At 74.0% G+C, this 24,147-nt stretch carries 17 protein-coding genes and 1 tRNA gene; 9 read left to right on the top strand and 9 right to left on the bottom strand.

Features of this window, described 5'->3' with window-relative positions:
- Window positions 1-119: 119 nt before the first annotated feature.
- The 3 genes from ACH443_RS17765 to ACH443_RS17775 all read right to left on the bottom strand — a co-directional run bounded on the left by ACH443_RS17765 (window position 120) and on the right by ACH443_RS17775 (window position 6,106).
- A complete protein-coding gene (locus ACH443_RS17765) occupies window positions 120-3,893 on the bottom strand; it encodes a multifunctional oxoglutarate decarboxylase/oxoglutarate dehydrogenase thiamine pyrophosphate-binding subunit/dihydrolipoyllysine-residue succinyltransferase subunit (protein ID WP_430556960.1) in 3,774 nt (1,257 codons plus the stop codon).
- 342 nt (window positions 3,894-4,235) lie between these two features.
- Window positions 4,236-5,369: a sensor histidine kinase gene (locus tag ACH443_RS17770; RefSeq protein WP_430556961.1), complete on the bottom strand. Its 1,134-nt coding sequence runs from the start codon at window positions 5,367-5,369 to the stop codon at window positions 4,236-4,238.
- Window positions 5,369-6,106: a response regulator transcription factor gene (locus tag ACH443_RS17775; protein ID WP_429767042.1), complete on the bottom strand. Its 738-nt coding sequence runs from the start codon at window positions 6,104-6,106 to the stop codon at window positions 5,369-5,371. The genes ACH443_RS17770 and ACH443_RS17775 overlap by 1 nt, the downstream gene beginning before the upstream one ends.
- 216 nt (window positions 6,107-6,322) lie before the next feature.
- On the opposite strand from ACH443_RS17775, the gene ACH443_RS17780 reads away from it, so the two are divergent.
- The 3 genes from ACH443_RS17780 (at window position 6,323) to ACH443_RS17790 (ending at window position 9,795) form a co-directional block, all read left to right on the top strand.
- Window positions 6,323-7,693: a hemolysin family protein gene (locus ACH443_RS17780; protein ID WP_430591064.1), complete on the top strand. Its 1,371-nt coding sequence runs from the start codon at window positions 6,323-6,325 to the stop codon at window positions 7,691-7,693.
- On the top strand, window positions 7,690-8,727 hold the full coding sequence (locus tag ACH443_RS17785; protein ID WP_429767039.1) for a hemolysin family protein: 1,038 nt from the start codon (window positions 7,690-7,692) through the stop codon (window positions 8,725-8,727). Before ACH443_RS17780 ends, ACH443_RS17785 begins: the two co-directional genes overlap by 4 nt.
- 213 nt (window positions 8,728-8,940) lie before the next feature.
- On the top strand, window positions 8,941-9,795 hold the full coding sequence (locus ACH443_RS17790; protein ID WP_430556963.1) for a D-alanyl-D-alanine carboxypeptidase family protein: 855 nt from the start codon (window positions 8,941-8,943) through the stop codon (window positions 9,793-9,795).
- A gap of 259 nt (window positions 9,796-10,054) precedes the next feature.
- Here the strand turns inward: ACH443_RS17790 and ACH443_RS17795 are convergent, their stop codons facing one another.
- From ACH443_RS17795 to ACH443_RS17815, 5 genes are read right to left on the bottom strand one after another with little or no spacing between them, the layout of a single operon-like run.
- Window positions 10,055-10,681 carry a CYTH domain-containing protein gene (locus ACH443_RS17795; protein WP_429767037.1) on the bottom strand — a complete coding sequence of 209 codons (627 nt, stop codon included), beginning with the start codon at window positions 10,679-10,681 and terminating at the stop codon, window positions 10,055-10,057.
- 57 nt (window positions 10,682-10,738) lie between these two features.
- On the bottom strand, window positions 10,739-11,527 hold the full coding sequence (locus tag ACH443_RS17800) for a class I SAM-dependent methyltransferase (RefSeq protein WP_430591065.1): 789 nt from the start codon (window positions 11,525-11,527) through the stop codon (window positions 10,739-10,741).
- Window positions 11,524-12,681 (bottom strand): bifunctional 2-methylcitrate synthase/citrate synthase, encoded by a 1,158-nt coding sequence (locus ACH443_RS17805; RefSeq protein ID WP_429767033.1) that lies wholly within the window; start codon window positions 12,679-12,681, stop codon window positions 11,524-11,526. The genes ACH443_RS17800 and ACH443_RS17805 overlap by 4 nt, the downstream gene beginning before the upstream one ends.
- A gap of 47 nt (window positions 12,682-12,728) precedes the next feature.
- On the bottom strand, window positions 12,729-13,640 hold the full coding sequence (gene prpB, locus ACH443_RS17810; RefSeq protein WP_430556964.1) for a methylisocitrate lyase: 912 nt from the start codon (window positions 13,638-13,640) through the stop codon (window positions 12,729-12,731).
- Window positions 13,641-13,668: 28 nt separating this feature from the next.
- On the bottom strand, window positions 13,669-15,186 hold the full coding sequence (locus ACH443_RS17815; protein ID WP_430556965.1) for an MmgE/PrpD family protein: 1,518 nt from the start codon (window positions 15,184-15,186) through the stop codon (window positions 13,669-13,671).
- A 408-nt stretch (window positions 15,187-15,594) separates the two neighbouring features.
- Here ACH443_RS17815 and ACH443_RS17820 point away from each other — a divergent pair, with 408 nt between their 5' ends.
- Complete coding sequence (locus ACH443_RS17820) at window positions 15,595-17,103, top strand: MFS transporter (RefSeq protein ID WP_429767029.1); 1,509 nt, start codon at window positions 15,595-15,597, stop codon at window positions 17,101-17,103.
- Window positions 17,104-17,228: 125 nt separating this feature from the next.
- On the opposite strand, the gene ACH443_RS17825 is transcribed toward ACH443_RS17820, so the two are convergent.
- Window positions 17,229-17,304 (bottom strand) — tRNA-Arg (locus ACH443_RS17825).
- 131 nt (window positions 17,305-17,435) lie between these two features.
- Here ACH443_RS17825 and argS point away from each other — a divergent pair.
- From argS to thrB, 5 genes are all read left to right on the top strand, one after another.
- The gene (gene argS, locus ACH443_RS17830) at window positions 17,436-19,103 is read left to right on the top strand and encodes an arginine--tRNA ligase (RefSeq protein WP_429767028.1); all 1,668 of its coding nucleotides are present in this window, start codon (window positions 17,436-17,438) and stop codon (window positions 19,101-19,103) included.
- The gene (gene lysA, locus ACH443_RS17835; protein ID WP_430591066.1) at window positions 19,100-20,485 is read left to right on the top strand and encodes a diaminopimelate decarboxylase; all 1,386 of its coding nucleotides are present in this window, start codon (window positions 19,100-19,102) and stop codon (window positions 20,483-20,485) included. The genes argS and lysA overlap by 4 nt, the downstream gene beginning before the upstream one ends.
- Before the next feature lie 108 nt (window positions 20,486-20,593).
- Window positions 20,594-21,952, top strand: coding sequence for a homoserine dehydrogenase (locus tag ACH443_RS17840; protein WP_429767130.1), 1,359 nt, complete (start codon window positions 20,594-20,596; stop codon window positions 21,950-21,952).
- Window position 21,953: 1 nt separating this feature from the next.
- Window positions 21,954-23,060, top strand: coding sequence for a threonine synthase (thrC, locus tag ACH443_RS17845; protein ID WP_430591067.1), 1,107 nt, complete (start codon window positions 21,954-21,956; stop codon window positions 23,058-23,060).
- 50 nt (window positions 23,061-23,110) lie between these two features.
- A complete protein-coding gene (gene thrB, locus ACH443_RS17850; RefSeq protein WP_429767023.1) occupies window positions 23,111-24,061 on the top strand; it encodes a homoserine kinase in 951 nt (316 codons plus the stop codon).
- Window positions 24,062-24,147 lie beyond the last annotated feature (86 nt).

Genomic DNA, 24,147 nt, shown 5'->3' on the forward strand with positions numbered 1-24,147 from the left:
GCCGGGCCCCCCCTCTCCCCCCCGGCCCCCCCGCGGGGGGGGGGGGCGCCCCCCCCCCGGGGGGGCCCCCCCCCCCCCCTCTCTATCTCGGCGAGGAGCCTCTCTATCTCGCGGGGAGGTCAGCGGTCGAAGGCCTGGGCGACCAGGATCTCCTGCTGCTCCTTGTGCCGCTTGGCCGTGCCGGCGGCGGTCGACGCGGACGCGGGGCGGGACGCGACGCGCACGCGCGGCATGTCATCCGGGAGCGCCAGGTGCAGGAAGGACCAGGCGCCCTGGTTCTCCGGCTCGTCCTGGACCCACACGACGTCGGCGTCCGGGTACTGCGCCAGCTGCGCGCGGACCTGCTCCTCCGGGAACGGGTAGAGCTGCTCCAGGCGGACGATGGCGGTCCGGGTGTCCTGGCGCTTGGTGCGCTCGGCGAGCAGGTCGTAGTACACGCGGCCGGTGCACAGCAGCACGCGGTCGACCTGCGCCGCGTCCACGGTCGTGTCCGGCAGCACCGGCTCGAACGTGCCGGTGGTGAAGTCCTCGACGCTGGAGGCCGCCGCCTTGAGGCGCAGCAGCTGCTTCGGCGTGAAGACGACCAACGGCCGGCGCGGCCGGGCGTACGCCTGCTGGCGCAGCAGGTGGAAGTACGACGCCGGGGTGGACGGCTGCGCCACCGTCATGTTGTTCTCGGCCGCGAGCTGCAGGAAGCGCTCGATGCGGGCGGACGAGTGGTCCGGCCCCTGGCCCTCGTAGCCGTGCGGCAGCAGCATGACCAGCGACGAGTGCTGGCCCCACTTCTGCTCGGCCGACGAGATGAACTCGTCGATGATCGTCTGGGCGCCGTTGACGAAGTCGCCGAACTGCGCCTCCCAGAGCACGAGGGCGTCCGGGCGCTCGACCGAGTAGCCGTACTCGAAGCCGAGTGCGGCGTACTCGCTGAGCGAGGAGTCGTACACCCAGAACTTCGCCTGGTCGCCCGACAGGTACAGCAGCGGGGTCCACTCGGCACCGGTGTTGCGGTCGTGCAGCACGGCGTGGCGCTGGACGAAGGTGCCGCGGCGCGAGTCCTGCCCGGCGAGGCGCACGGGGGTGCCCTCCATGAGCAGCGACCCGAAGGCGACGAGCTCGCCGAAGCCCCAGTCGATGCCGCCCTCCTTCGCCATGAGCTGCCGCTTCTGCAGCATCTGGGCGAGCTTCGGGTGCACCGTGAAGCCCTCGGGGGCGGACACCTGGACGGCGCCCACGCGCTCGAGCACGGCGTGCGGGACGGCCGTCTGCCAGCCCACCATGTCGCCGGCGCCCTCGCGCTGGGCCTCCGGGCGCTCGAGTCCGAGGATCTCGTCCTCGCCGTCGGGCGTGCTGGCCTTGCCGGCCGACTTGGTCTCGGTGAAGACCCGCTCGAGCTGCGCCTGGTAGTCCTGCAGCGCCTGCTCGGCCTCCTCGACCGTGATGTCGCCGCGGGCCACGAGGTTCTTCGTGTACAGCTTGCGCACCGACTGCTTGGCCTCGATGAGGTTGTACATCAGCGGCTGCGTCATCGACGGGTCGTCGCCCTCGTTGTGGCCGCGACGGCGGTAGCAGACCATGTCGATGATGACGTCGCGGTCGAACTGCTCGCGGTACGCGAAGGCCAGCTCGGCCACGCGGACGCAGGCCTCGGGGTCGTCGCCGTTCACGTGGAAGACGGGGATCTGGTAGCCCTTGGCGACGTCGGTCGCGTACGTCGTGGAGCGCGACGACGACGGCCCGGTGGTGAAGCCCACCTGGTTGTTGATGATCACGTGGATCGTGCCGCCGGTGCGGTACCCGCGCAGCTGCGCGAGGTTGAGCACCTCGGGCACCACGCCCTGGCCCGCGAAGGCCGCGTCGCCGTGCAGCAGGATCGGCAGCACGGAGAAGCCGTCGCCGCCCAGGTCGATGCGGTCCTGCTTGGCCCGCACGATGCCCTCGAGCACCGGGTCGACCGCCTCGAGGTGGGACGGGTTCGCCGCCAGGTACACCTTGGTCGTGGCGCCCGACTCGGCGGTGAAGACGCCCTCGGTGCCGAGGTGGTACTTCACGTCGCCGGAGCCCTGCACGCTCTTCGGGTCGAGCTGGCCCTCGAACTCCTTGAAGATCTGGCCGTAGCTCTTGCCCGCGATGTTCGCCAGCACGTTGAGGCGGCCGCGGTGCGCCATGCCGATGCCGACCTCGTCGAGCCCGCCCTCGGCGGCCCGCGACAGGATCGCGTCGAGCAGCGGGATGACCGACTCCCCGCCCTCGAGCGAGAACCGCTTCTGCCCGACGAACTTGGTCTGCAGGAAGGTCTCGAACGCCTCGGCGGAGTTCAGGCGGCGCAGGATGCGCAGCTGGTCCTCGCGGGGGGTGCGGGCGTAGCCCGACTCGAGCCGCTCCTGGAGCCACTTGCGCTGGGCCGGGTCGGCGATGTGCATGTACTCGACGCCGATGGTGCGGCAGTACGAGTCGCGCAGCAGGCCGAGGATGTCCCGCAGCGTGTCCTTGGTCTTGCCGCCGAAGCCGCCCGTCGGGAACTGGCGGTCCAGGTCCCACAGCGTCATGCCGTGGCTCTGGATGTCCAGGTCCGGGTGCTTGCGCTGGCGGTAGGCGAGCGGGTCGGTCTCGGCCATGAGGTGGCCGCGCGAGCGGTAGGAGTGGACGAGCTCCGCGATCCGGGCCGGCTTCGCGGCCTCGACGTCGGCGTCCACGGTGTTGTCGCGCACCCAGCGCACGGGCTCGTACGGCACGCGCAGCGCCGCGAACACGCGGTCGTAGAAGCCGTCCAGGCCGAGCAGCTTGTTCGCGAGCACCTTGAGGAACTCGCCGGACTGCGCGCCCTGGATGATGCGGTGGTCGTAGGTCGACGTGATCGTCATGACCTTCGAGATGCCCATGCGGGCGAGCTGCTCCACGGACGCGCCCGCGAACTCCGCGGGGTAGTCCATGGCGCCGACGCCGATGATCGTGCCCTGCCCGGCCATGAGGCGCGGCACGGAGTGCACGGTGCCGATGCCGCCCGGGTTGGTCAGCGAGATCGTGGTGCCGGCGAAGTCGTCCATGCCGAGCTTGCCGCCGCGCGCCTTGCGCACGAGGTCCTCGTACGCGGCCCAGAAGCCGGCGAAGTCGAGCTCCTCGGCCTTCTTGACGCTGGGCACGAGCAGCTGGCGCGAGCCGTCCGGCTTGGCGAGGTCGATCGCGAGGCCGAAGCCGACGTGGGCCGGCTGCACGACGTGCGGCTTGCCGTCGATGCTCTCGTAGTGCGCGTTCATCACCGGCATGTCGGACAGCGCCTCGACGAGCGCGAACCCGATGAGGTGCGTGAACGAGATCTTGCCGCCGCGGCCGCGCGCGAGGTGGTTGTTGATGACGATGCGGTTGTCCACCATGAGCTTGGCGGGCACGGCGCGCACCGACGTCGCGGTCGGGACCTCGATCGAGGCCTCCATGTTGGTGACGACGCGCGCGGCGGGGCCGCGCAGCTTCTGCACGTCGTCGGTGGCCTCGTCCTCGGTGGCCTTCGGCGAGGACTTCGCGACCTCGGCGTAGGGCGCGGTCGAGGGCAGGGCCTCGGCGACCGGGCGGACGGCGCTCACCTCGGGGTCGGCCGGGACGGGGGCCGGCTTCGAGGCCTTCCGCTCGGCCTTCGCGGTCTCGGCGGCGGCGGTACCCGACCGGCCGGCCGGGGCCGCGGGTGCCGGGGCTGCCTGCGCCGGTGCCTGGGGCTCAGCCGGCGCCGCGGGCTGCGCGGGTGCAGCCGGCGCGGCGTCCGCCGTGGCGCCGTTGGTCTCACCCGGCTCGTAGTCGGCGAAGAAGTCCCACCACGCGGGGTCCACCGCGTTCTTGTCCTTCAGGTACTGCTCGTAGAGCTCGTCGACAAGCCATTCGTTGGCTCCGAACGCGCTCGCCACGCTGATCGACTCTGACCCGTCCTTCGGGGACACCACGCGCGGATCGCCCACTTTCACACAGTTGCAACTCGTTCGACCGGAAATGCGCCCGACAGCGCCGGTGCGCAGGTCCAGCCTACGTCCTTCGCGGCGTCCGACCGGGGAGGTCGAGCGGCGTCAGACGGCCGTTCCCGGGCTCACGGTGCGCATCGTGACCGTCCGGTAATGGGGTGGGCAACGACTCCTCGGGTCGACACGATGACTCCGTGTTCCGGCGTCATGTCCGGACCACGCGGGCCGTCCTGTGACGGACGAGTGTGACCAACCTCACGCCGGCGCCGCGGGGCGGGCCGGGGCGCGGGATCACTCGGAGGGCTCGGTCGTGACGCCGGCGGCGGGCCGGGCCTGCGCGGGGAGCGTCACGCGCATCGTCGCGCCGCGGTCGGTGTCGGCGACCTCGACGTGCCCTCCGTGCAGGTCGACCGCCCAGCGGACGATGGCGAGGCCGATGCCCGTGCCGCCGCTCGCCATGCCGGACGGCGGCGCGGCGTGCGGGCGACCGGCGGCCGCGCCGCTCGCGAACCGCTCGAAGATCCGGCCGCGGTCCTCGGGCGCGATGCCGGGGCCCTCGTCGCTCACCTCGAGCACGACGTCGTCGTCCACGGGGTAGGCGTCGAGCCGCACCGTCCCGGCGTGCGGCGAGTGCCGGATCGCGTTCTGCAGCAGGTTGGTGACCACCTGGCGCAGCCGCTCGACGTCGGCCTCCAGCGCGAGGTCCGGCGGGGTGACGTCGACGACGTAGCTGAGGCCCTTCGCAGCGTCGACCATCGACATCGCCTGCGCGGACTCCTCGAGGAAGTCGCCCACGGAGAACTCGCTGAGCACCAGCGCGGAGGCGCCCGCCTCCACCCGCGACAGGTCGAGCAGGTACGTGACCAGCCGGGTGAGCCGCTCCGTCTGCTCCAGGGACAGCTCGAGGGCCGACGGCGTCGGCTCGGTGACGCCGTCGACCATGTTCTCGAGCTGGGCCTGCAGCGCCGCCACCGGGGTGCGCAGCTCGTGCGACACGTTGGCGATGAGCTCGCGCCGCACCCGGTCGGAGGCGTCGAGGTCGGCGGCCATGACGTTGAAGGCCTCGGCGAGCTGGCCCACCTCGTCGCGGCTCGTGGCGCGCACGCGGATGGAGTAGTCGCCCGCCGCCATCGCCTGCACGGCCGCCGTCATGTCCCGCAGCGGCGACGTCATGCCGCGCGCCAGGAGCTGCACGATCACCAGGGACAGGAAGATCGCCAGGGGCAGCGTGCGGGTGGGGCCGAGCTCGTTCTGCAGGCCGATCCACGTGATGAGGACGGCGAACGTCACCGTCGCCACGACGAGCACGCCGAGCTTGGTCTTGAGCGACCGCAGCGGGTCCAGCGGGCGGACGTCGGGCAGCCGGTGGTGCTCCTTGCGCCGCGGCGCGGCCGGCCCGGCGTCGTCGCCGGCGGCGGGGTCCATCAGGCCTCCGGCGGCTCGAACGCGTACCCGACGCCGTGCACGGTGCGGATGAGGTCCGGCCCGAGCTTGCGGCGCAGCGCCTTGATGTGGGAGTCGACGGTGCGGGTGCCGCTGGCGTCCGCCCAGTCCCACACCTCCGCGAGCAGGCGCTCGCGCGTCTGGACCGTCTTGGGCGAGCTCGCGAGCATGACCAGCAGCTCGAACTCGGTCGGCGTGAGGTGCACCTCGTCGCCCGCGCGGTGGACGCGGCGCTGGGCGCGGTCGATCGTGACGTCGCCCATGACCATCGGCGGGTCGGCGGGGGTCGTCACCGCGGCCTGCTGCGCGCGCTCCACGCGCCGCAGCAGCGCCTTGACGCGCGCCACCAGCTCGCGCATCGAGAACGGCTTGGTCATGTAGTCGTCGGCGCCGACGCCGAGGCCGACGAGCATGTCGGTCTCGTCGTCGCGCGCCGTGAGCATGAGGATGGGGATCGGGTTCTCCGCCTGGATGCGGCGGGTGACCTCGAGCCCGTCGATGCCGGGCAGCATGACGTCCAGCACGATGGCGTCCGGGCTCAGGCGGGAGGCGGCGTCGACGCCGGCGAGGCCGTCGCGCGCGACCTCGACCCGCCAGCCCTCGGCCGACAGGCGCTGGGCGATGGCGGCCGCGATCGCGGGCTCGTCCTCGACGACGAGCACGGTGGCGTTCTGCTGGCCCGAGGCGCCCGGGCTGCTCGGAGGGGTCGCGGTGGTCATGGTGCCATCTTGCACCGGCTCCCTGGGGGAGCGCTGAGTACACGCTGTCCAGGGCCCTCCCGCGCGGACGCCGACTCGCCCGCGGGCTCCGTCCCGATACCATCGGAGCACGATGGACGAGAGCCGATATCGCGCGGGGTCGCCCGCGCCGTCCCGCCTGGCCACCCCGCCGCCCCGCCGCCCGGCCGCGCCGCGCCGCACGACCGGGAGCCGCCCGTGCTAGGCGACGTCCTCATGATCGTGCTGGGCGTGGTGCTCACCGCGGGCACCGCGGTGTTCGTCGCCAGCGAGTTCTCCCTCGTCACCCTCGACCCGGCCGTCCTCGGGGCCGACGACGAGGAGGGCGACAGTCCCTCGCCCGGCCACGACACCGCGCGCCCGTCGGACCGACGGGACCGTGCCGTCCGCGCCGGGCTCAAGCACCTGTCCACGGAGCTCAGCTCCGCCCAGGTCGGCATCACCATCACCACGATCCTGCTGGGCTACACCGCCCAGCCGGCGCTACTGTCCCTGTTCTCCGAGGCGTTCGCCGCCACGGCGATGGGGCAGGGCGTCGCCGGGGTGCTCGCGGTCGTGCTGGCCCTCGTGGTCGTCAACGCGTTCTCGATGCTGTTCGGCGAGCTGATCCCGAAGAACTTCGCGCTGTCCGCCCCGCACGCGACGGCGCGGCTGGTCGTCCCCGTGCAGCGCGTGTTCACCATGCTGTTCCGGCCGCTCATCGCCGTGCTCAACGGCTCGGCCAACGCGCTGCTGCGCAGGGTCGGGGTCGAGCCTCGCGAGGAGCTGTCCGGCGCGCGGTCGTCCTCGGAGCTGCTGTCGCTCGTCCGACGTTCGGCGCAGGAGGGCACGCTCGACCAGTCGGTCGCGACCCTGCTCACCAACTCCCTCGAGCTCGACGAGCTGTCGGCGCGCGACGTCATGACCGACCGCATGCGGATGGCCGTCGTCGAGCGCGACACGACGGCCGCCGAGGTCGTGGCCCTCGCCCGGCGCACCGGCCACTCCCGGTTCCCGGTGATCGGCGAGGACCGCGACGACGTCGTCGGCCTCGTGCACCTGCGCCGCGCCGTCGGCGTGCCGCACGACCGCCGCGCCGAGGTGCCGGCCGCCGCGCTCATGGTCGACGCGCCGCGCGTCCCGGAGACGGTCCGGCTCGGGCCGCTCCTCGTCGAGCTCCGGGGTCTCGGGCTGCAGATGGCCGTGGTCGTCGACGAGTACGGCGGCACCTCGGGCATCGTCACGCTCGAGGACGTCGTCGAGGAGCTCGTCGGCGACGTCGCCGACGAGCACGACCCGCGCCGCACCGGGGTGGTGCGCGGCGCCGACGGGTCGTGGGTCGTGCCCGGGGTGCTGCGCCCCGACGAGCTGGAGGAGCGCACCGGCCTGGTGGTGCCCGAGGGCCCGGCCTACGAGACGCTCGGCGGCCTGGTCATGGCGGTGCTGGGGAGGGTGCCCGAGGTGGGCGACGAGGTCGAGACCGACGGCGTGCTGCTGCGCGTCGAGGCGATGGACGCGCGGCGCGTCGAGCGGTTGCGCGTGCTCGCCGTCGACCCGGCCGGGACCCGGCACGGGGAGATGGGCCGATGAGCACCGGGACCGCCCTGCTGATCGGCGTGCTGCTGCTCGCCGGCAACGCGTTCTTCGTCGGCGCCGAGTTCGCCGTCATCTCCGCGCGCCGCAGCGCCATCGAGCCGCGGGCCGAGGCCGGCGACCGACGCGCCCGCACCGCCCTGTGGGCGATGGAGCACGTCTCCCTCATGCTCGCGTGCGCGCAGCTCGGGGTCACCGTGTGCTCCACCGGCCTGGGCATCGTCGCGGAGCCCGCCCTCGCCCACCTGCTCGAGGTGCCCTTCGAGGCCCTGGGGGTCCCCGAGGCGCTGCTGCACCCCGTCTCGCTCGTCCTGGCGCTCGCGATCGTCGTGTACCTGCACGTGGTGCTCGGCGAGATGGTGCCCAAGAACCTCGCCGTCGCCGGCCCGGAGACGGCCGCCCTCTGGTTCGCGCCGCCGCTGGTGCTGCTCGGCCGCGCCGTGCGCCCCGTGATCGCGGCGCTCAACTGGGTCGCGAACCATGCCGTGCGGCTCGCGGGGGTCGAACCGAAGGACGAGGTCGCCTCCGCGTTCACGGCGCAGGAGGTGCAGTCGATCGTCGAGCACTCGCAGGCCGAGGGCGTGCTCCGCGACGAGCAGGGCCTCCTGGCCGGGGCCATCGAGTTCTCCTCGCGCACCGCGGGCGACGTCATGGTGGCCGTGGACGAGCTGGTCACCGTCGACCCGCGCACCACGCCCGACGACGTCGAGCACCTCGTCGCGCGCACCGGCTTCAGCCGGTTCCCCGTGCGGGGCGACGACGACGCCCTGCGCGGCTACCTGCACCTCAAGGACGTCCTGTACGCGTCGAACGGCGACCGATTCGACCCGGTGCCGGCGTGGCGCGTGCGCGCGCTCGCGTCCGTGCGGCCGGCCGACGAGGTGGAGGACGCGCTGCGCGCCATGCAGCGCTCCGGGGCGCACCTGGCCCGCGTCGAGGGGCCCGACGGCGTCCTCGGCGTCGTGTTCCTCGAGGACATCCTCGAGGAGCTCGTGGGCGAGGTGCGCGACGCGATGCAGCGCCGACCGTGAGCAGGGTGGACACCCTCCCATGCCGCCTGGCCCTGGCCGCGGCCTGACCGCCTGTGGACGGGGACTTGGCGGGGGCGCCCGACCCCGTTATGGTTCCGTGACGGATCGCCTCGTCGGTCGCGTGCAGGGCACGCGACGCCGGGCGGTCCGTGTTCTGGTCCGAGGAGCACGGGCGACCATGGCGGCCGCCCGGAGCACGAGCGCGGAGGTGCCGTGGAGGCGACGTCGCAGGGTGACGCAGCCGCGCCGCGCTCCCGTCGCGAGATGCGGGAGGCCGAGCTCGCCCGGGCCGGCAAGAAGCCCCGCAAGCGCCCCGCTGCCGCCCGCGGCGACCGCTCCGGCGGCCGGCATGCCGCCCCCGCCGGGCACGCCTGGGTCACCCGCCTGACGGTGCTCGGCTCGCTCGCCGCCGCCACCATCGCCGCACCCCTCGTCACCGACGGCCAGGCGCACGGCGGTACCCCGTTCGACCTCGACACCCAGCCCACCGGCCCCTCCACGCTGGCGCTCCTCGAGCAGGGCGTCGAGACCCCCCGCACCTCCCAGGGCATCGCCGCCGCACCCCGTGACGTGCGCGTCGAGGCGTCCGCCGCCAGCCGTACCGCCGAGCGCAGCCCTCTGCCGGGCTGCGACTCCGGAGCCTCCATCGACGGCGGCAACGGCAGCCTCGCCGACCACTCGCTCTGCGACATCTGGCAGCCGGGCGAGAAGCTGCGCGCCGACGCCGCCGTCGCCCTCAGCGCCCTCAACGAGGCGTTCCGCGTCCGCTTCGGCCGCGACCTGTGCCTCGTCGACAGCTACCGCTCCATCTCCTCCCAGTACGCCGTCAAGGCCAGCCGCGGCTACCTCGCCGCCACCCCCGGCACGTCCATGCACGGGTGGGGGCTCGCCATCGACCTGTGCGGCGACGAGTACCGCTCCAGCGAGGTCTACGGGTGGCTGTGGGAGAACGGGCCGGCATACGGGTGGGAGAACCCGCCGTGGGCGCAGCGGGGTGGCATGGGGAACTACGAGCCCTGGCACTTCGAGTACAAGCCCGGTGTGGTGGAGATCACGCCCTGGCACTGAGCCCTCTGTGGTGCTCCCTTGCTCACGGCCGCGGGAGGTGCAGGATCCTTCGCGCGGTCGCGTTCACGCGCCCCAGGGGGGCGCTCCACTTCGGGAGGGATACGACCGCGCGAAGGATCCTGCACCTCCCGCTCTTCTGAACGCTCGCCCTGCGCGACGACGGCGTCCACCGTCCCGCCGCTCCGGCGTCGGCTCTCACGGACCCCCGCCCGTGCGTGCGAAGGGTGGGCGCACGGGCGGCGCAGGGCTCTGTGGGCTGTCAGGTGGTGATCGTGGTGTTGCCGCCGAAGTCGTCGCGGAAGCGGGGGCCCTGGGTGGCGAGCTCCTGGGCGTAGGCGGCGGACCACCCGCGGAAGGGGTCGACGGCGAGGGACTCGTTGGAGAAGCGGCGGTCGTCGGTGAGCTCGGTGACGCAGAAGTCGGGGATCTGGAGGTCCGTGACCGGGCCCGAGCGCTCGCACTCGGCGACGATGAGCGGGGCGTTGGCGCCGCCGAAGACGTCGATCGACCAGCCGTCGGCGCCCAGCCAGGCCGCGTAGCGCGTCTTGATGACCTGGGCGCCGCCGCGGCGCACCAGCTCCGCGCCGACGTCCGGCTCGAGCGGGCGCTCCGCCTCGTACCGGGTGCCGCCCACCGACGGGCCCTTGACCGTGACCGCGGCGAAGTCGACGCGCGAGCGGTAGAGCTCGAGGACGTCCCGCGCGTCGCTGTCGGGGCCCAGCCGTGCCTCGACGCCCGTGGCCTGCACCCGCACGCGCAGCGCGTAGCCGCCGTCGGACAGGAAGTAGGACTGGACGATCAGAGCGGGGGCGTCGCGCAGCGCGTCCGGCAGCTCGCGGACGAAGAACCGGCGCTCGAACTCGAAGTCGGAGTAGTCGGCGGACATGACTGCGAGCCTAGTGCGCCGTGGCGACGGTCCGGTCCCGCGGCCCGGTGGTGTCGTTCAGGTGCGCCGCGCGCGCAGCACGCCCGTGCGCATCGGCACGGTGAACTCGCCCTGCGCCGTCTCCGGCCGGCCCGCGAGATAGGCGCGGATCCGCCCGGTCGTGGCCGCGCGCTCCGCCTCCGGCATGACGAGCATCCCGGCGCGGGTCGCGAGCGTCGCGACGAGCGAGTCGGCGGTGCGGCGCTGCCCGTGCGGGAACTCGGCCCGCTCCGCCCGGGCCGACCACGCCTCCCCGGCGGGCGGGAGCAGGCCGGCGGTCGCGCGGCGCCAGGCGGCCGGTGTGTCCCGTGGCCCCACGGCCGCGCTCCCGCTCACGTCGGCGAGCCCGGCGACCCAGGCGACGTCGTCGTCCAGGAGGTTCCAGAGCCCGGCCAGGACGCCGCCGGGGGCGAGCACGCGGGCGATCTCGGGCCCCGCGACCGCCGGGTCGAACCAGTGCAGGGCGTTGCCCGCGAGCACGGCGTCGACGGAGCCGTCGGGCAGCGGGATCGACTCGGCGCTGCCCGCCAGGGCGCGGACGGCCGGCAGGCCCCGCCGCAGCTCGGCCAGCATCGCCGGGTCCGGCTCGACGGCGACGACCTCCGCGCCCGGGGCGACGGCCGGGTCGAGCAGGGTGGCGGTGAGCTTGCCCGTCCCCGCGCCGAGGTCGAGCACCCGCGGGCCCGGCGCCGCCCGCAGCGTCCAGCGCACCGCGGCCGCCGCGTAGTCCGGGCGGTGCTCGGCGTACGCGACGGCCGCCGCACCGAAGGACGACGCGGGGCGCGCGGCGTCCCGGTCGGCGCTCACCGGTCCGCGGGGCCGGGCACCTCGCGGCGCTCGGGACCGACGTAGGCCGAGAGGGGGCGGATGAGGGCGTTGGCGGCCTGCTGCTCCATGATGTGCGCCGTCCAGCCCGTGACGCGGGCGGCGACGAACAACGGCGTGAACGTGGCCGTCTCGAAGCCCATGAGGTGGTAGGCCGGGCCCGACGGGTAGTCGAGGTTCGGGTAGATGCCCTTGCGGCGCACGAACTCGGACTCCAGCGCGTCGTAGAGGGCGGCCAGGTCAGGGCGGTCGTAGTGCTCGACCAGGGTGTCGAGGGCGGCCTTCATGGTCGGCACGCGCGAGTCGCCGTGCTTGTAGACCCGGTGCCCGAAGCCCATGATCTTGCGCTTGGCGTCGAGCGCCTCGTCGAGCCAGGACGCCGCACGCTCGGCGGTGCCGATCTCGGCGAGCGTCTCCATGACCGCCTCGTTGGCGCCGCCGTGCAGCGGCCCCTTGAGCGCCGCGATCGCGCCCACGACGGCCGAGTGCAGGTCGCTGAGCGTGGACGTGATGACGCGCGCCGTGAACGTGGAGGCGTTGAACGAGTGCTCGGCGTACAGGATCATCGAACGGTTGAACGCGTCGGCCACGACGGGGTCCGGCTCGACCTCGAAGGTCATCCAGAGGAAGTTCGCGGAGAAGTCCAGGTCGTCGCGCGGGGCGACCGGCTCCAGTCCCTGGCGGCGGCGCTGCCCGTACGCGACGACGGCCGGCAGGGCCGCGAACAGCCGCACGCTGCGCTCGAGGTTGACGTCCGGGTCGGCGGCCGCCTCCAGGGCCGTGAGGCCCGCAGCCTCGCGCGCGCCGACGACGCTCACCGCCGTGCGCACCTCGTCCATCGGGTGCGCGGTGAGGGGCAGCAGGTCGATGGCGGCGCGCACGTCGTCGGCGAGCGGGCGGTGCTCGCGCTCGGTCGCGCGCAGCGCGTCCAGCTCGTCGGGCGTGGGCAGCTCGCCGTGCCACAGCAGCCACGCGACCGCCTCGAACGGACGGGTCGCCGCCAGGTCCTGGACCGGGTAGCCGCGGTACAGCAGGGAGTTGGTCTCGGGGTCCACCTTGGAGACGGCCGTCACGTCGGCGACCACCCCCGCCAGCCCGCGTCGGACCTCGGGCTCGGACCCGGTGTGCTCTGTCATCGATGCTCCTTCGCTGCGATGTGCTGCGGTGCGTGCTGCGGCGGCGCTCAGCCGTGCAGGTTGTCGTCCAGGCTGAAGTCGAAGACGCCGGTGTCGAACGCCGAGTAGGCGCCGTAGTCGAGCAGCTCGTAGAGCCGGGCGCGGGTCTGCATGTGCTCGACCTGCCCCGTCAGCGAGCCCTCCGCGCGCAGGGCGTCCAGGCCGCGCTCGGCGGCGCCCATCGCGAGGCGCAGCAGCGAGACCGGGTAGATGACGAGGGCGACGCCCGCGTCGGCGAGCTGCGTCGTCGTGAACAGCTCGGACTTGCCGAACTCGGTCATGTTGGCCAGCACGGGGACGTCGACGGCGCTCGCGACGGCCTCGAACTCGGCCAGGTCGCGCATCGCCTCGGGGAAGATCGCGTCCGCGCCCGCGTCGACGAGCGCCTTCGCGCGGTCGACGGCGGTCGCGAGCCCCGCCACGGCGCGCACGTCGGTGCGGGCCATGACGAGCAGGTTCTCGTCGCGCCGCGCGGCGACGGCGGCGCGCACCCGCTGCAGGGCCGTCGGCTCGTCCACGACCTGCTTGCCGTCGAGGTGCCCGCAGCGCTTGGGGTTCACCTGGTCCTCGACGTGCAGCCCCGCGACGCCCGCGTCCTCCAGCGTCTGCACGGTCCTGGCCATGTTCATCGCCTCGCCGAAGCCGGTGTCGGCGTCCACGAGCGTCGGCAGGTCGGTCATGCGCGCGATCTGCCCCGCGCGGGTCGCGACCTCGGTGAGGGTGGTCAGCCCGACGTCGGGCAGCCCCAGGTCGGCGGCGACCACTGCGCCCGAGACGTACACGCCGTCGAACCCCTTGTCCTGGATCAGCCGCGCGGCGAGCGGGTTGAACGCGCCGGGCAGCTGCAGGAGCTCGCCGGAGCGCAGCCGCTCGCGGAACGCGGCGCGCTTGGCGGCGGGGGTGGTGGTCGTGTAGAGCACGGTCGCCCTCCGGGTCTCAGAACGGGTCTCAGAAGATGCCGCGCGCGACCGGGTGGGTCGCGAGCGGGTCGGCGAGCGGCGTGACGGTGAGACCGGACAGCTCGTCGGCGGACAGCTCCGGCAGCCGCTGCGCGAGGTCGAGGAACCGCTCGGTCTCCTCGTCGGCGAGCACCCCGGCGGCCAGCGTGCGGAACTTCGCCACGTACTGCTCGCGGGCGAACGGGCGCGCGCCCAGCGGGTGCGCGTCCGCGACGGCGATCTCCTCGACGACGCGCGAGCCGTCCGTGAGCTCGATCTCCACCCGTCCGCCGAAGGACTTCTCGTCCGGGTCGCTCGAGTGGTACCGGCGGGTCCACTCGGCGTCCTCGGCCGTGGTGACCTTGCGCCACAGGTCCACGGTGTCCGGGCGGGCGGCGCGCTCGGGGGCGTAGCTGCCGACGTGGTCCCAGGCGCCGTCCTGCAGCGCGACCGTGAAGATGTACGGGATCGAGTGGTCGAGCGTCTCGCGGCTGGCCGTGGGGTCGTACTTCTGCGGGTCGCCGGAGCCGGAGCCGATCACGTAGTGCGTGTGGTGGCTCGTGTGCAGCACGACGGCGACGACGTTCGCCGGGTCGCGCAGCTCGGGCCGCTCGGTGCCGAGGCGGCGCGCGAGGTCGATCCACGCCTGCGCCTGGTACTCGGCCGAGTGCTCCTTGGTGTACGTGTCGAGGATGGCGCGCCGCGCCTCGCCGGCGGCCGGGAGCGGCACCGTGTAGCGGGCGTCGGGCCCGTCGAGCAGCCAGGCGATCACGCCGTCCTCGCCCTCGTAGATCGGGCTGGGGGAGGTCTGCCCGCGCATCGCGCGGTCCGCGGCCTCCACGGCCATCTTGCCCGCGAACGCGGGGGCGTGGGCCTTCCACGTGGAGATCTCGCCCTTGCGCGACTGCCGCGTCGCCGTCGTCGTGTGCAGGGCCTGGCCGACCGCCTGGTAGATGGTCTCCGCGGGCAGGCCGAGCAGCGTGCCGATGCCCGCCGCGGCCGACGGGCCGAGGTGGGCGACGTGGTCGATCTTGTGCGCGTGCAGGCTGATGCCCTTGACGAGGTCCACCTGGATCTCGTAGCCCGTGACGATCCCGCGCAGCAGCTCCGCACCGCTGCGGCCCAGGTGCTGCGCGACGGCGAGCAGGGGCGGGATGTTGTCGCCCGGGTGCGAGTACTCGGCCGCGAGGAACGTGTCGTGGTAGTCCAGCTCCCGCACGGCGACGCCGTTCGCCCAGGCCGCCCACTCGGGGCTGGTCCGCCCGGGGGAGCCGAAGACCGTCGAGCCCGCGCCGCCGCGGGAGACCGGGTGCGCCTCCGCCTGCGTGCGGGCCGCGAGGATCGGGCCGCGGCCCAGCGACGCCGTCGCCACAGCGGCGTTGTCGATCACACGGTTGATCACCATGTCGGTGACCTCCGGGGCGGGCTCGAGCTGCTCGGCCGCGACCTCCGCGATCTTCCACGCGAGCTGCCCCTCGCGGGGCAGCGGCTCGTCGGAGCGGTAGACGCGGACCTCGTGGTCGATCATGCGGGGGAGTCCTCCCTGTGCAGGCCTCGGCAGACATCGTGTGCGGGCGTCGTCGCCGCCCGTGTCCGGGCCGCTCCGAGAACGTAACGCCCGGTGAGCGCCGGGTCCAGCGAGCGGGGGCGGGCGGCCGTCGCCCGGACGGCCGTGCGAGGGCGCTTCTCGAGCCCTGTGGCGGGCTTCACGAATACCGTGTCAAGGAACGGTGTCGCCGCAGGTGAGGGCGTCGCGCCACGGGCACTTCCGGGCCCTTGGTTGCCCTGCCGAACTTGATTCTCGGTCAAGGATCGGTAACGTGGCCGCCCATGTTCGGGCTCGGCGTCCGCCCTCGTGGCGGGCGCCGGCTCCCTGTCACGGGCCGGGCCGCTGCGTTCACACCGCGTGCGCGCCGCGCCGGCCACGGAAGGAAACATGACCGCCGTACTCCCTCAGGAACCGACCGGCACCACTCCCGAGAACGCTCCGGCCACCCGGGCCGCGCGTCGCAGGCTCCGCGTCTCCGACGTCACCGTCGTGGACAACTCCATGCTCAAGAAGACGATCGGCGGCACCGCCGTCGGCAACCTCATGGAGTGGTACGACGTGGGCGTCTACGGCTACCTGGCCGTGACGATGGGTGCCGTGTTCCTGCCGCAGGCGTCGTCCGGCGTGCAGATCCTCTTCTCCCTCGGCGTGTTCGCCGCCACGTACGTGGCGCGCCCGCTGGGCGGCATCGTCTGCGGCCGCATCGGCGACAAGGTCGGCCGCCAGAAGGTGCTGGCCTTCACGCTCGTGATGATGGCGGCCTCGACGTTCCTCATCGGGCTGCTGCCGACCTACGGCGTCCTCGGCGTCGCGGCGCCGCTGCTGCTCGTGCTCCTCAAGGTGGTGCAGGGCTTCTCCACCGGCGGTGAGTACGCCGGCGTCACGACCTTCGTCGCCGAGCACGCCCCCGATCGCCGTCGCGGCTGGGCCGCGTCGTTCCTCGACTTCGGCAGCTACCTCGGCTTCGCGCTCGGCGCGGTCGTCGTGACGGTGCTGCAGGTGACGCTGGGCGAGCAGGCCATGCTCGACGGCGGGTGGCGGATCCCGTTCCTGGTCGCCGGCCCGATCGGCGCGTTCGCCGTGTGGTTCCGCCTGAAGATCGAGGAGTCCCCGGCGTTCCAGGCGCAGCAGGTCGCGGCCGAGGCCGCCAAGACGCACGGCGTCGAGACGCCCGCGCCCGCCGACGTCACGCTGCGCTCGCAGTGGCGCCCGCTCGCGGTCGCCATGGTGCTCGTGGCCGTCGCCAACACCGCCGGCTACGCCCTGACGAGCTACATGCCGACCTACCTCACGGACACCCTCGGCTACGAGGCGACGGCGGGCACCCTGCTGACCGTGCCCGTGCTGGTGCTGCTCGCGGTGATGATCCTCGTGGCCGGCCCGATCAGCGACCGCGTCGGCCGCCGTCCGCTGCTGTGGTTCGGCGCGGGCTCGCTCGCGGTGCTCGCGGCCCCGGCCTTCCTGCTCCTGGCGATGGGCCACGTGTGGTCCACGATCCTGGGCCTCGTGCTCATGGCGGTCCCGGTGGCGTGCATGGTCGGCGTGCAGGCGGCCACGCTGCCCGCGATGTTCCCCACCTCCGTGCGCTACCGCTCGATGGGCCTGGCCTACAACGTCTCGCTCGCGATCTTCGGCGGCACGACCCCGCTGATCGTGGAGTCGCTGACGCAGGCCACCGGCTCGAGCATGGCCCCGGCCTACTACCTGATGGGCTTCGCGCTCGTGGGTGCGGTCGCCGTCGGCTTCGTCAAGGAGAGCGCCGGCAAGCCGCTGCCGGGCTCGATGCCGTCGGTCGACACCGACGCCGAGGCCAAGGCGCTCGTGAAGACGCAGGAGAAGAACCCGGACCTCGACCTCGACACCATGCCGCTGGGCGGCCTCGCCGGGGCGCGCTGAGCCGCCGGGCCGACTCTGACGTAGCGATCGGTCGCCGTCCCGTCGCGGGACGGCGACCGATCGCGACGTCGGGGTCGAGGGAGAACGAAGAACGGCCCTGGTCGATGACCAGGGCCGTTCTCTCGTGGTGCGCCTGAAGGGATTCGAACCCCCGACCTTCTGCTCCGGAGGCAGACGCTCTATCCACTGAGCTACAGGCGCGGGCGCCGGACGGAAAACCGCTCGGCACGGTGCACGAGACTACCAGCACCTGAGCGCCGGACGGCACACGGCGGACGATCCCACCACGACGGCGAGCACCTGGCGGCCCGCCGCCTTTGTAGAATCGCCCGGTGACCCCCGACGAGCTCTCCGGAGCACTCAGCGCTGCCCTCGCCTCGGCCGTGGCCGACGGCACCCTCGCCCTGCCCGCCGACGCCGTCCCGGCCTCGGTGCACGTGGAGCGACCCCGGCAGCGCGAGCACGGGGACTGGGCCACCAACGTGGCGCTGCAGCTCGCGAAGAAGGCGGGCACCACGCCGCGCGCGCTCGCGGAGGACCTGGCGGCCCGCCTCGCGGCGACGCCGGGGATCAAGGCGGCCGACGTCGCCGGCCCGGGCTTCCTCAACATCACGCTCGAGGCGGGCGCCGCGGGCGAGCTCGCCCGCACGATCGTCACCGCCGGAGACGCGTACGGCCGCACCGACGCCCTCGCGGGCCAGGTGCACAACCTCGAGTTCATCTCCGCCAACCCGACGGGCCCGCTGCACATCGGCCACACCCGCTGGGCGGCGCTCGGCGACGCGCTCGCGCGGATCATGCGAGCGGCCGGCGCCGACGTGACGGCCGAGTACTACATCAACGACGCGGGCGCGCAGATGGACAAGTTCGCCGCGTCGATCCTCGCCCGCGCGAAGGGCGAGGACGTGCCCGAGGGCGGGTACCCCGGCGAGTACGTCGCCGAGCGCGCCGCCGAGGTGCTCGAGCAGGAGCCCGACCTCTTGTCGCTCCCGGCGGACGAGGCCCTCACGACCGCGCGCGAGCTCGGCTACCAGGCCCAGCTCGAGGCGATCCGCCGCACCCTCGACGCGTTCGGCGTGCACTTCGACGTCTGGTTCTCCGAGCGCACGCTGCACGACTCGGGCGCCGTGGAGCAGGCGGTCGCCCGCCTGCGCGAGCAGGGGCACGTCTTCGACGTCGACGGCGCGGTGTGGCTGCGCACCACGGACTTCGCGGACGACAAGGACCGCGTGATGATCCGCGCGAACGGCGAGCCCACCTACTTCGCCGCCGACGCCGCGTACTACCTGTCGAAGAAGGACCGCGGGTTCCCGGGCAAGATCTACCTGCTCGGCGCCGACCACCACGGGTACATCAACCGGCTCAAGGCCATCGCCGCCTGCGCGGGCGACGACCCGGAGGCGAACATCGAGGTGCTCATCGGCCAGCTCGTCAACATCGGCGGCGAGCGGATGGGCAAGCGCCGCGGCAACGCCCTGTACATGGACGACCTCATCGAGTGGCTGGGCTCCGACCCGCTGCGGTACTCGCTCGCGCGCTACCCCGCGGACTCGCCGCTGTCGCTGTCGGGCGAGGAGATGCTCAAGCAGAGCAACGACAACCCCGTCTACTACGTGCAGTACGCGCACTCGCGCACCTGCGCCGTCGACCGGAACGCGGCCGACCGCGACGTCGCGCGCGTCGCGGCCGACGGCTCCGACGCCTTCGACCCCGCCCTGCTCACGCACGAGACCGAGGCGGCGCTGGTCGGCGCGCTCACCGAGTTCCCGCGGATCGTCACGCAGGCGGCCGAGCTGCGCGAGCCGCACCGCGTCGCGCGCTACCTCGAGTCCCTCGCCGCGGACTACCACAAGTGGTACCAGGAGTGCCGCGTGACGCCGTACCCGGACGAGGAGGTCACCGACACGCACCGCACGCGCCTGTGGCTGAACGACGCGGTGCGCCAGGTGCTGGCGAACGGCCTCGACCTGCTCGGCGTCTCCGCCCCGGAGCGGATGTGACCGGGGCCGGGAACCAGGCCACGACGGGCGTGCTCGGGGTCCCCTGGTCGACGGGCGTGCGCCGCCGCGACGACGGCGTCGTCGAGGTGGGCGGGGTCGGCGTGGACGCGCTGGCGGCCCAGCAGGGCACCCCCGCCTACGTCCTCGACGAGGCCGACTTCCGGGCCCGCGCCCGCGGCTACCGCACGGCGTTCGCGACGGCGTTCGCCGAGGTGGGCACCGGCGTCGACGTCTACTACGCGGGCAAGGCGCTGCTCACCGTCGCCGTGGCCCGCTGGGCGCGCGAGGAGGGCCTGCGCGTCGACACGGCGTCCGGCGGCGAGCTCGCCGTCGCGCTGCGCGCCGGTGTCCCCGGCGCCGAGATCGGCCTGCACGGCAACAACAAGTCGGACGCCGAGATCCTCGCGGCACTCGACGCGGGCGTCGGCCGCATCATCGTCGACTCGCTCGTCGAGATCGACAGGGTGGCGGCGCTCGCCGGCTCCCGCGGGCTCGTGGCTCCCGTCATGGTGCGCGTCACGACCGGCGTGCACGCGGGCGGGCACGAGTACATCTCCACCGCGCACGAGGACCAGAAGTTCGGCCTCTCGGTGAACCCGGGTCCGGACGGGGGAGACGGGCCCGCGATGCGCGCGCTGCTCGCGGCCGTCGAGCGCCCGGAGCTGCACCTGCTGGGCATCCACTCGCACATCGGCTCGCAGATCCTCGACCCGGCGGGCTTCGAGGCGGCGGCGCGCGTCGTGCTGCGGCTGCGCGCCGAGCTCGCGGAGCGCACGGGCGTGCTGGTCGGCGAGGTGGACCTCGGCGGCGGGTACGGCATCGCGTACCTGCCGGGGGAGGTGCCGCTCGACCCGGACCGCATCGCGAAGGACGTGGCGAGCGCGGTGGCGGCCGTGTGCGCCGAGCTGGGCACTCCGCTGCCCCGGATCTCGATCGAGCCGGGCCGCGCCATCGTCGGCCCCGCGGGGCTGACGCTCTACACGGTCGGCACGGTGAAGCCGGTCGCGCTCGACGACGGCCGTGTCCGCACCTACGTCTCGGTCGACGGCGGCATGAGCGACAACATCCGCCCGGCGCTGTACGAGGCGCAGTACCACGCGGAGCTCGTGGGCCGGACCTCGACGGCGGAGCCCGTGCTCGCGCGCGTCGTGGGCAAGCACTGCGAGAGCGGCGACATCGTCGTGCACGAGACCTGGCTGCCCGGCGACGTGCGCGACGGCGACCTGCTCGCCGTCGCCGCGACCGGCGCGTACGGGCGCTCGATGGCGTCGAATTACAACCTGCTGACCCGCCCGCCGGTGGTCGCCGTCTCAGGCGGCGCGTCGCGCGTCCTGGTGCGGCGCGAGACGGTCGACGACCTGCTCGCGCTCGACCTGGGCTGACGGCCGTGGACGGCGGCCCGGCGGCCGACGCGCCGCGGCTATCCTGACCCCGTCCCGGCATCCCGTTCCGAAGGTTCTCCCGTGCCTGCAGCCCCCTCGTCCGGGCCCCTGACTGGGGCCGTCCCCGCGGCCCGTCCCCGCCAGGCGGCCGACCCGACCCCCACGGTGCTGCGCGTCGCGCTGCTCGGCTGCGGGGTCGTCGGCTCCCAGGTCGCGCAGACGCTGATCCAGCACGCCGACGACCTCGCCGCCCGGGCCGGGGCACGCCTCGAGCTGGTGGGCATCGCCGTGCGCGACGCGAGCCGTCCGCGCGGCGGCGTCGGGACGGTCGTCCCCGCCGACCTGCTCACCGAGGACGCCGAGGCGCTCGTCGACCGGGCCGACCTCGTCATCGAGCTCATGGGCGGCATCGAGCCGGCGCGCGGGCTCATCCACCGCGCGATCGCCGGCGGCGCGAGCGTCGTCACGGCGAACAAGGCGCTCCTCGCCGCGCACGGCCCGGAGCTCTTCGAGGCCGCCGACGCCGCGGGCGTCGACCTGTCGTTCGAGGCCGCCGTGGCCGGCGCGATCCCGATCGTCCGCCCCGTGCGCGAGTCGCTCGCCGGCGACCAGGTGCGCCGCGTGCTCGGCATCGTCAACGGCACCACCAACTACGTGCTCGACCAGATGACGACGCACGGGCTGGACCTCGAGGAGGCCCTCAAGGAGGCGCAGACCCTCGGGTACGCGGAGGCCGACCCCACGGCGGACGTCGAGGGGCACGACGCCGCGGCGAAGGCCGCGATCCTCGCGTCGCTCGCGTTCCACACCCGGGTCTCGCTGGCGCAGGTCGCCTGCGAGGGCATCACCCGCGTGACCGCCGCCGACGTCGCCGCCGCGCAGCAGACCGGGCACGTCGTGAAGCTGCTGGCGATCGCGGAGCAGACCGCCGAGGGCGTGTCCGTGCGGGTGCACCCCGCGCTCGTGCCGGCCACGCACCCGCTCGCCGCGGTGCGGGGCGCGTTCAACGCGGTCTTCGTCGAGGCCGACGACGCCGGGCCGCTCATGTTCTACGGGCAGGGCGCGGGCGGCCGCCCGACGTCGTCCGCCGTGCTCGGCGACCTCGTGTCGGCCGCGCGCGACCGGATGGTCGGCGGGCGCGGGCCGCGCGAGTCCGCGTACGCGTCGCTGCCGGTGCTGCCGCACGACGCCGCCGTCACGCGCTACCAGGTCCGCCTCGTCGTGGCGGACCGCCCCGGCGTCCTGGCGCAGGTGGCGCAGGTGCTCGCCGACCACGGCGTGTCGATCGACACCGTCCGCCAGGCGCCCGACGAGCCGTACGCCGTCGACGTCGCCGAGGGCACCGCCGCGCTGCTGCTCACCACGCACTCCGCCCGCGAGGCGTCGCTCGCCGCGACGGTCGCGGCCGTGCGCGGCCTCGAGCCGGTGCGCGAGATCACGTCCGTCCTGCGAGTCGAGGGAGCCTGACATGTCGACGCCCCAGCCTGCCCACCAGTGGCGCGGTGTCATCACCGAGTACGCCGACCGGCTGCCCGCCCACGTGGCGGAGCGGATCGTGACGCTCGGCGAGGGCGGCACCCCGCTCGTGGCCGCCCCCGCGCTGTCGGACCGCACCGGCGCCGACGTCTACGTCAAGGTCGAGGGCATGAACCCGACCGGGTCGTTCAAGGACCGCGGCATGACGACGGCGATCTCCGCGGCCGCGGGCCGCGGCGCGAAGGCCGTCGTGTGCGCCTCGACCGGCAACACGTCCGCCTCGGCGGCCGCGTACGCGACCCGAGCCGGCATGACCTGCGCCGTGCTCGTGCCGGACGGCAAGATCGCGATGGGCAAGCTCAGCCAGGCGATCGCGCACGGCGCCCGCCTGCTGCAGGTGGACGGCAACTTCGACGACTGCCTGATCGCGGCGCGCAAGCTCGCCGAGGTGTACCCGGTCGAGCTGGTGAACTCCGTCAACCCGGACCGCATCGAGGGTCAGAAGACGGCGGCGTTCGAGGTCGTCGACGCCCTGGGCGACGCCCCGGACATCCACTGCCTCCCGGTCGGCAACGCGGGCAACATCACCGCGTACTGGAAGGGCTACCGCGAGTACGCGGGCCTGGACGACGGCGCCGCGCACGGCGCGGTCGCGACCCACACGCCGCAGATGTGGGGCTTCCAGGCCGCCGGCGCCGCGCCGATCGTCCTGGGGCACCCCGTCGACCAGCCGGAGACGATCGCCACCGCGATCCGCATCGGCAACCCCGCGTCGTGGGAGCAGGCGGAGGCCGCCCGCGACACGTCCGGCGGCGTGATCGAGTCGGTCACCGACGAGCAGATCCTCGCCGCGCACCGCGTCCTGTCCGCCGAGGTCGGCGTGTTCGTCGAGCCGGCGTCCGCGTCCGGCGTCGCGGGCCTGCTCGCTCGCGCCGAGCGCGGCCTGGTCCCCGCCGGGGCCCGGGTCGTCGTGACGGTCACCGGCCACGGGCTCAAGGACCCGCAGTGGGCGCTGCGCACGCCGGACGGCGGCGAGGTGACCCCGACGCGCGTGAGCGCCGACGTCGTCTCCATCGCCGACGCGCTCGGCCTCGGCTGAGCCCCTCCCGCCCGACACCGTTCCGACCGAGCCCCGAGAGGGAGACGCGCATGCAGCTCGGCGCCGACCACGTGCTGGTCCGTGTTCCCGCGACCAGCGCCAACCTGGGCCCGGGGTTCGACGCGATGGGCCTGGCCCTCGCGCTGTACGACGACCTGGAGGTCGAGCTCCTCGCGAGCGACGACGTCGTCATCGAGGTCGAGGGGCAGGGGGCGGGGGAGGTGCCGCTCGGCGACGACCACCTCGTCGTGCGCGCCCTGCGTCACACGCTCGAGCTCGCCGGGGCGCCCCGGACCGGCCTGCGGCTGCGGTGCGTCAACCGGATCCCGCACGCGCGGGGGCTGGGCTCGTCGTCGGCGGCCGTCGTGTCGGGCATCGTCGCGGCGCGTGCGCTCCTCGCCGACCCCCACGTCCTGGACGCGGCCGCGGTGCTGCGGATCGCGACGGAGTTCGAGGGCCACCCGGACAACGCGGCTCCCGCGATCCGGGGTGGCGCGACGCTGGCGTGGCGGTCGGGCGACGGCCCCCGCGCCGTGGACCTGGACGTCGACGACCGCATCGAGGCCACCGTCCTGGTGCCCGACGCCCGCCTGGCCACGAGCCGCGCCCGGGGCGTGCTCCCGGCGGAGGTGCCGCACGGCGACGCGGCGTTCACCGCCGGGCGCGCGGGGCTGCTCGTCGAGGCGCTGGCGCGGCGCCCGGAGCTGCTGCTCGACGCCACCGAGGACCGGCTGCACCAGGACTACCGCGCGAGCGTGATGGCGGGCTCGGCCGAGCTGCTGCGGGCCCTGCGCGCCGAGGGGCTGGCGGCCACGATCTCCGGCGCCGGTCCCACGGTCCTCGTGCTCACCGCGGGCGACGGCACGGGCCGGCTCGACGCCGTGCTGGCCGACCTCGTCGACGACGTGGCGGGCTGGCGCGCGCTGCGGCCGGGGGTGGACCACGACGGCGCGGTGGCGCGCCGCGTGGCGGCCGGCGCGTCGGCCTGGGGCCGGGTGTGAGGTGATATGATGCGGTGAGCCTTCGGGATCGACCGCGAGGGCACCCCCTCTCCACCGCACGGCGCGCCAGCGTGCCCGGTCAGAGC

Origin of the sequence: Isoptericola sp. NPDC019571 (genome assembly GCF_044389385.1) — a bacterium.
In the GTDB taxonomy this organism is placed as follows: Bacteria; Actinomycetota; Actinomycetes; order Actinomycetales; family Cellulomonadaceae; genus Isoptericola; species Isoptericola nanjingensis.

Excerpts from the sequence above, each read along its gene's own strand:
- ACH443_RS17770 (WP_430556961.1), bottom strand. The coding sequence starts at position 5,369 with ATGGACCCCGCCGCCGGCGACGACGCCGGGCCGGCCGCGCCGCGGCGC.
- ACH443_RS17775 (WP_429767042.1), bottom strand. The coding sequence starts at position 6,106 with ATGACCACCGCGACCCCTCCGAGCAGCCCGGGCGCCTCGGGCCAGCAG.
- ACH443_RS17785 (WP_429767039.1), top strand. The coding sequence starts at position 7,690 with ATGAGCACCGGGACCGCCCTGCTGATCGGCGTGCTGCTGCTCGCCGGC.
- ACH443_RS17795 (WP_429767037.1), bottom strand. The coding sequence starts at position 10,681 with ATGTCCGCCGACTACTCCGACTTCGAGTTCGAGCGCCGGTTCTTCGTC.
- ACH443_RS17805 (WP_429767033.1), bottom strand. The coding sequence starts at position 12,681 with ATGACAGAGCACACCGGGTCCGAGCCCGAGGTCCGACGCGGGCTGGCG.
- ACH443_RS17815 (WP_430556965.1), bottom strand. The coding sequence starts at position 15,186 with ATGATCGACCACGAGGTCCGCGTCTACCGCTCCGACGAGCCGCTGCCC.
- ACH443_RS17820 (WP_429767029.1), top strand. The coding sequence starts at position 15,595 with ATGACCGCCGTACTCCCTCAGGAACCGACCGGCACCACTCCCGAGAAC.
- thrC (WP_430591067.1), top strand. The coding sequence starts at position 21,954 with ATGTCGACGCCCCAGCCTGCCCACCAGTGGCGCGGTGTCATCACCGAG.
- thrB (WP_429767023.1), top strand. The coding sequence starts at position 23,111 with ATGCAGCTCGGCGCCGACCACGTGCTGGTCCGTGTTCCCGCGACCAGC.